Annotated in this window: 7 protein-coding genes; 3 read left to right on the forward strand and 4 right to left on the reverse strand. The window is 72.5% G+C overall.

Translation table 11 applies throughout. From position 1 onward, the window contains the following. Positions 1-871: RNA polymerase sigma factor (locus tag ACFQ3T_RS33175; protein ID WP_380729535.1), on the reverse strand; the 871-nt coding region annotated here is incomplete at its 3' end. Positions 872-882: 11 nt separating this feature from the next. Then, entirely contained in the window at positions 883-1,302 is a 420-nt protein-coding gene (locus ACFQ3T_RS33180; RefSeq protein ID WP_380729537.1) for a YciI family protein, read from the reverse strand. Between the two features lie 224 nt (positions 1,303-1,526). Between ACFQ3T_RS33180 and ACFQ3T_RS33185 the strand changes: the two genes are divergently transcribed. Continuing rightward, the gene (locus tag ACFQ3T_RS33185; RefSeq protein WP_380729539.1) at positions 1,527-2,735 is read left to right on the forward strand and encodes a S8 family peptidase; all 1,209 of its coding nucleotides are present in this window, start codon (positions 1,527-1,529) and stop codon (positions 2,733-2,735) included. A 99-nt stretch (positions 2,736-2,834) separates the two neighbouring features. Here ACFQ3T_RS33185 and ACFQ3T_RS33190 read toward each other — a convergent pair whose 3' ends face one another. Beyond that, positions 2,835-4,727, reverse strand: coding sequence for an eCIS core domain-containing protein (locus tag ACFQ3T_RS33190; protein ID WP_380729541.1), 1,893 nt, complete (start codon positions 4,725-4,727; stop codon positions 2,835-2,837). A gap of 189 nt (positions 4,728-4,916) precedes the next feature. Between ACFQ3T_RS33190 and ACFQ3T_RS33195 the strand changes: the two genes are divergently transcribed. Both ACFQ3T_RS33195 and ACFQ3T_RS33200 read left to right on the forward strand, forming a co-directional pair. Then, complete coding sequence (locus ACFQ3T_RS33195; protein WP_380729543.1) at positions 4,917-5,330, forward strand: hypothetical protein; 414 nt, start codon at positions 4,917-4,919, stop codon at positions 5,328-5,330. A gap of 32 nt (positions 5,331-5,362) precedes the next feature. Next, positions 5,363-5,779, forward strand: a complete 417-nt coding sequence (locus ACFQ3T_RS33200) for a hypothetical protein (protein WP_380729546.1) — start codon at positions 5,363-5,365, stop codon at positions 5,777-5,779. A 45-nt stretch (positions 5,780-5,824) separates the two neighbouring features. Here the strand turns inward: ACFQ3T_RS33200 and ACFQ3T_RS33205 are convergent. Then, a partial coding sequence (locus ACFQ3T_RS33205) for a discoidin domain-containing protein (protein WP_380729548.1) occupies positions 5,825-6,655 on the reverse strand: 831 nt, incomplete at its 5' end.

A 6,655-nucleotide genomic window follows, 5' to 3' on the forward strand; every position in this document is an offset into this window, starting at 1 on the left:
GGGCGGCGCGTCCCCGGCGGATGGCGCCGTGGTCCCAGCGGCGGCGGTCCTGGTGCTCCAGCAGCACGGGCTCGCCGTCCGGGCCGGTGCGGGCGGGGAAGCGCGCGGCGGTCAGCTCCAGCAGCGCCAGCAGGCCGTGTGCCTCGGGCTCGTCGGGCACCAGCCGCACCAGCACGCGGGCGAGGCGTTGGGCCTCGCTCGCCAGGTCGAGCCGGATGAGGGCGTCACCGGAGCTGGCCGTCGACCCCTCGGTGAAGATCACGTAGAGCACGTTGAGGACGGAGCCGAGCCGCTTCTTCCGCTCCTCGGCCGGCGGCACCTCGAACGGCACCCCCGCCGCGCCCAGGGTCTTCTTGGCGCGGGTGATGCGGGCCTGCACGGTGGCGGTCGGGATGAGGAACGCCCTGGCGATCTCGTCGCTCGTCAGACCGCCGACGACGCGCAGCGTGAGCGCCACCCGCGCCTCGCGCGACAGCACGGGGTGGCAGGAGATGAACATCAGCGCGAGCACGTCGTCGTCGATCTGGTCCGGGTCCCACAGCACGTCGTCGGCGTGCTCGGCGGGGGCGGCGCCCGAGAAGGCGCCGCCCTCGCCCAGGTCGTGGGCCAGGGCGGCGTACCTCTCGTCCGCGGCGGACCGCCGGCGGAACGCGTCGATCGCGCGCCGCCGGCCGACCGTGAGCAACCACCCCGCGGGGTTGTGGGGCACGCCGTCGCGCGGCCACGTCACCAGCGCCTCGGCCACCGCCTCCTGGGCGACGTCCTCGGCCAGCGCGAAGTCGCCGGTGTACCGCGCGAGCGCGCCGACGATCCGCGCCGACTCGATCCGCCACACGGCGGCGACGGCCCCGCGTCCCGTCGGATCGGTCACGCCCGTCCCGCTCAGAGCTGACCGGTGGCCTCGCGCCACGCCTTCTCCTTCTGGACCCACTCGTTGTCCTGCGGGAACTCGTCGATCGTGCTGACGCGGCGGATCTCGGTCTTGAAGCCGGGACCGCCCATCGGCATCCGCTTCGCCCACTCGACCGCCTCCTCCTTCGACGTCACGTTGAGGATGTAGAACCCGCCGAACAGCTCCTTCGTCTCGCCGTAGGGGCCGTCGGTGATCACGGGCGGCTCGGCGGAGTAGTCGACGACCACGCCCTCGGAGGCGTCGGCGAGGCCTTCCGCGGCGACCAGCACGCCGGCCCGGACCAGCTCGTCGTTGAACCTGCCGACGGTCTCCAGCATCTCGTCGAAGTCGACGTTCCCCATCGCGGCGAAGGCCTCGTCGGTCGCGCGCATGATCAGCATGTACTTCATGGTTCGGTCTCCTGCGTCCTCCGGGCCCCTCTCGGACCCTCTCACCCCTGGGTCGAACGGCGGGTGCCGCGGATCGACACGGGCCGCGAAGAATTTTTCCGCATGTCCTCCGGAGGCGCGGCGCGGTGCCCGCCGGGCTCCCCACGTCGCCCGAACGGTGCAGCAAATCACCCACGATGGGGTGAGAACATCGTGGCCCCTGCACCCGTCCCACCAGGAGCGCCATGCGACGCCCACTCGGCACGTCACTGTTCGCGGCCGTCCTGCTCGCCGCCGTCCTGCCCGCCACGCCCGCGTCCGCCGAGACCCGGACCAGCGGGTACATCGTCCTGCTCGCCGACGGGGTCGCCGCCTCGTCCGTGTCCTCCGTCTCGGCCGACCACGGCACGACCGTGGACCACGTCTACTCCAGCGCCCTGCGCGGGTACTCCGGCCGGATGACCGCCACCGCGGCGGCCCGCCTCGCCCGTGACCCGCGCGTCGCGCTCGTCCAGCCCGACGGCGTCGCGACCGCCACCGCGCAGACCACGCCCACCGGCGTCGACCGCGTGGACGCCGAGCTCAGCGCCACCGCCCGCATCGACGGCGCCGACCAGCGGGTCGCCGTCGACGTCGCGGTGATCGACACCGGGGTCGACCTCGACCACCCCGACCTCAACGTGCACACCGCCGGCGCGAAGAACTGCTCCTCCGGGCGCAGCGCCGACGACGGCAACGGGCACGGCACGCACGTCGCCGGCACGATCGGCGCGCTGGACAACGGCGACGGCGTCGTCGGCGTCGCGCCGGGCGCCCGCATCTGGCCGGTGCGGGTGCTCAACAACCAGGGCAGCGGCAGCTTCTCCGACATCATCTGCGGCATCGACTACGTCACCGCGCACGCGGACGAGATCGAGGTCGCGAACATGAGCCTCGGCGGGTCCGGCAGCGACAGCGCGTGCGGCACCAACCGGGACGCGATGCACGAGGCGATCTGCCGCTCGGTGGCGGCCGGCGTCACCTACGTCGTGGCCGCCGGCAACAGCGCGGCGGACTCGGCGACCTTCGTCCCGGCCGCGTACGACGAGGTGATCACGGTCAGCGCGCTGGCCGACTTCAACGGCCAACCCGGTGGCGGCGCCGCGGCCACGTGCCGCGCGGACGTGGACGACACGTTCGCGGACTTCTCCAACCACGGCGCCGACGTCGACCTGATCGCGCCCGGTGTCTGCGTGCTGTCCACGTGGAAGGGCGGTGGCTACAACACGATCTCGGGCACGTCGATGGCCAGCCCGCACGTCGCCGGCGGCGCGGCCCTGTACCGGGCCACCCACCCGACCGCGACGCCCGGCACGGTGAAGTCCGCGCTCCAGGCGGCCGCCACCGGCACGTGGAACACGGGCACCGACCCGGACGCCACGCACGAGCCGCTGCTCGACGTCGCGTCGTTCTGACGGGCCGGCGGACCGCCCTCGTCGCTTCGGGGGCGGTCCGCCCGTCACCGGCGGGGCTTCTCCGCATCTACTCCGCGTTCCCGGCCGTTCCGCGTCCGATCAGGTCTGGGACTGGGGCTGGGTCGTCGCCGCCGGTGCGGCGGCCTGCGCCTGCGCCGCGTGACCGGCCTGCCGCTCGCCGCGCTGCTGCCCCGCGATGCGACGGGTCTCGACGTAGAGCGGTTCGGCGGGGTCCACGCCCCACCGGTGCAGGTAGATCAAGAGCTGGTTGATCACCGTGTCGTACTCCACCAGCAGGCCGCTGTTCGGCTTCGTCAGGGTGTCCAGGTGGACGATCCGGTCGAACGTGGCCTGGTCGATCTTCTCCTTCTCCTTGAAGCTCAACGCGTACGACATCAGCCTGGTCTTGCTGAGGGTGTAGTCCAGCTTCCCCTCGAAGAGCCGCCTCTGGCTGTTGTCGAGCCCGGCGAACTGGTGCAGGCGCGTCCGCAGGAGTTCGATCTCGTTCTTGCGCCCGACGGCCAGCTGCGCGACCTGGTCGTCCGTCGCCCCGCGCTGGAACAGCAGCAGGATCTCGGTGTTGGCGTACGCCTCACCGGCGTCCACGTGGGTCAGCTCGTGGGTGAGGGCGCCGAGCCGTTCCGTCGTGCCGAGCGGCGGGTTGCTCATGTTCTTCAGCGTGTACTTCCCGGGGCTGTCCGGGCCGGCCAGCGTGGTGCCCGGCGTGCCGACGCGGAAGTCCACCAGGTCCCGGTGGGCCAGCAGGTCGGTGAGGACGTCCCGGGTGATCTGCGGCACGGCCTGGTCGACGCGCATCCGGGCCAACAACCCCAGGTCGTCCTCGACGACGAGCCGCTGCTCCTCCGCGGTGAGGCTGCCGGCGACGTGGCTCTGCCACTCCATCAGCTTGGAGGAGACGAAGACGAGGTCGTCCTCGGTGGCCGCGTTCCCGTTGCCGATCTCGGCCAGGAGGAGCTCCTGGGCCCGCAGGAGTGCGCGCAGCCGGTCCACCCGGTCGGTCTGCCCCTCGGCGTCGATCAGGGCCTGGTAGATCACCTGGTGGCCGGCGGCTCGTTGCTTGGTCTCCTGCACCAGTGCGGGCACGGTGACGGCTTTCAGCTCGTCGTGGGCCTCCCGGTTCACGTCGCCGACCTGCGGCCCGAACGTCTGCGACTTCGACGTGTTGAGGTAGCTCTCGCAGGCGCGGACGAGGTTCTTGAGTGCCGTCCGCCTGGCCGTGAAGTCGTTCTGCGGCACCGCGTGGTAGGCGGCGAGCGCCCGGTCGATCGGCACGACCTTGTTGCCGCGCGACCAGGTGGCCTTGGTGCGGGCCAGGAAGTCGGCCGTGCTGATCATGCGGGCGACGACCGTGCCACCGTCGGTGGCGGACGTGGGCGCCGGTTGTTCCGCGAGCGCGGGGGTGCCACCGGCCATCGCCCGCGCCGCCACCCGTTCCGCCTCGCGCTCGAACCGGTCCGACGGGTCGCTGACGGTGAGCCCGTCGTCGGTGGTCGTCCCGGCGACCGGGCCGCGGCGCTGCTGCACCACGTGGGTCAACTCGTGGGCGAGCCTCTCGCGGCCGGAGTGGGACGTCGTGTCGTACCGGCCCTGCCGGAAGGCGATGTGCGAGCTGGAGGTGTACGCCTCCGCGCCGACCGCCTCGGCCGACTCGTGCGCCGTGCGGTCGGTGTGCACGCGCACGTCGGAGAAGTCCGCGCCGAGCCGTGCCTCCATGTCCGCGCGCACCGCCCCGTCCAGCGGACGTCCCGGACTGCGCAGCACGCCGTGGACGGGCGAGCGCTGGACGGCGACGTCGCCGGCGAGGAGGCGGGTGAGCGCGGCGTTGCCGATCATCCGCTGGAGGGCGATCACCGAGTCGGGTCGCAGTGCCGCCGACAGGTCCGGGTGCGCGCGCGATGCCGCTTCGGCGTCGCCGCGAGGAACCTTGGCGGCGGCGGGGTGGTCGTTGCGCTGTTCCTCGTGTGCGTGCATGTCGCTCCTCGGGGCGCGCCGGTGGTTACCAGACCTAGTGGCCGGCCGTCCCGCGGTGCAGGGCGGAAAGGGCAGACGTGCGGGCAGTCGTGGTGCCCGTGCGGTGGCGTGCGCGCGGAACGTAACAGCGCGGTAACGGTTGGCCGGCCGGTGAGCGGCGAAATCACTCCCGCCTGTTTGCTGTGCGCCATGAACACGAAGGTCACGTCCGTGCTGTTGGCCCTCGGCCTCGCCGCGTCGCTGGTGGGGTGCGCGAGCAACGAGGACAAGTTCGTCGAGGAGCTCAGGGCCGCGGGCTTCGGCAACATCGGCGAGCCGCGCAGCGAGTCCGAGAAGAAGGGCAAGAAGGTCGGCAAGCGGACCGTCAAGTCGTCGCAGAAGGTGATCGAGGTGACGGTGCGGGTCAAGGGCTGCGACCTGGAGTTCGAGAAGGTGTCCGGCCAGGCCGGGTACTGGCTGGACGAGCTGCACGTCAACGGGCAGGAGCCGGACTGGCCCGGCTACCCGGAGAACCTGAAGCAGCAGGACGTCGTGGCCGCGCTCGCGGGCAACCAGCCCAAGCCGGACGGGTTCAAGGACTGCTACAAGCCGAACGAGTCGTAGCGGACGCCAACGCCACCGGAGAGGAGGACGCCGTGCCGCACGGGCGTTCCGACGACGAGTGGGACAGGTTGGTCGAGGAGGGCAAGAGGTTCCTGGTCGAACAGGCGGCCCTGCGGCGCACGACCACGTACACCGAGCTGAACGCCGTGCTCGCCCGCCGCACCGACGTCAGGGGCTTCGACTTCGAGCAGGGGTCCGAGCGGGCCGCGCTCGGCCACCTGCTGGGGCAGATCGCCGACGACTCCTTCGCCGAGACCGGCGGCCTGCTCATCAGCGCGCTGGTCCAGTACATCGACGCGAACGACGCCGGTTCCGGCTTCTACGCCTTGGCGAGGGCCAAAGGCCTGCCGGTGCCCTCCAACGCCGGTGACCGCCAGCTCTTCTGGGCCGGTCACGTCGGCGCGCTGCACCGGCACTACGCCCGGCCCGGACCACGCCGTCGCCCGTGAGGTGGGTGGTGCGGACTGGGGGTTCAGGCCGCACCACCCACGTCGTCAGCGCTGGAACCGAACCGTGTAGGTCCGGTGCCGGGTGCCGTCCTCGCTGGTCACGGTGACCGTCGCGACGCCTTCGGCGTGGTCGGCCTGGGTGACCGCCACCGCCGCGTACGGGTCGGCGGCGACGGCGGTCACCTCGCCCCGCCTGGCGTCGACCCGGTACTCCTCGGTGCTCGGGTCGAAGTCCGGGAGCGGTCGGCCGTCCACGGCGAGCTGCGCCGCCGACGCGTCGGACGACGTGCCGGGCTCCTTGGCGAACACCTCGATCTCGCTCATCGTCAGGTACGTCGACGGACGTGCCGTGAGCACCACCCGGACCGCGTCGGCCGTCGCGCGCACCGGCACCTCCACCACGGGCGCGGGCGCGCCGTCGCCCACGACCGGCACCTCCCCGCTCGCGTCCACCCACGTCCCGTCGGCGTCGCGCACCTGCACCCGCAGGGACTTCGCGTAGCTCGCGGTCGTCCCGTCGCGGTAGAAGTGCACGACGACGCGGTCGACGTCACGGGCGCGCGGCAGCTGGTAGGTGATCGTGTCCGACGGGTTCTTCGTGCCCGACCTCCAGTTCGACCACGCCTTGTCGTTCGTGACGCCGTTGCGCAGGCGGTTCGGGGAGTACCCGTTCTCGGTGAACGTCGCCGACGCCACCACGCCGTCCTCGACCGCCGCGTTGGCCTCGATCGGTTGGGTCACCTGCACCCGCGCGGTCGCGGGGACGGTGGAGCCGTCGACCACCCGCGCCGTGCCGTCGACCACCACCACGCCCGGCGCGGCAGGCGCGGGCGGCGCCTGCCACGTCACCGGCAGCTCCACGGCGCCGCCGCGCCG

This window comes from Saccharothrix hoggarensis, from assembly GCF_042678885.1.
In the GTDB taxonomy this organism is placed as follows: domain Bacteria; phylum Actinomycetota; class Actinomycetes; order Mycobacteriales; family Pseudonocardiaceae; genus Actinosynnema; species Actinosynnema hoggarensis.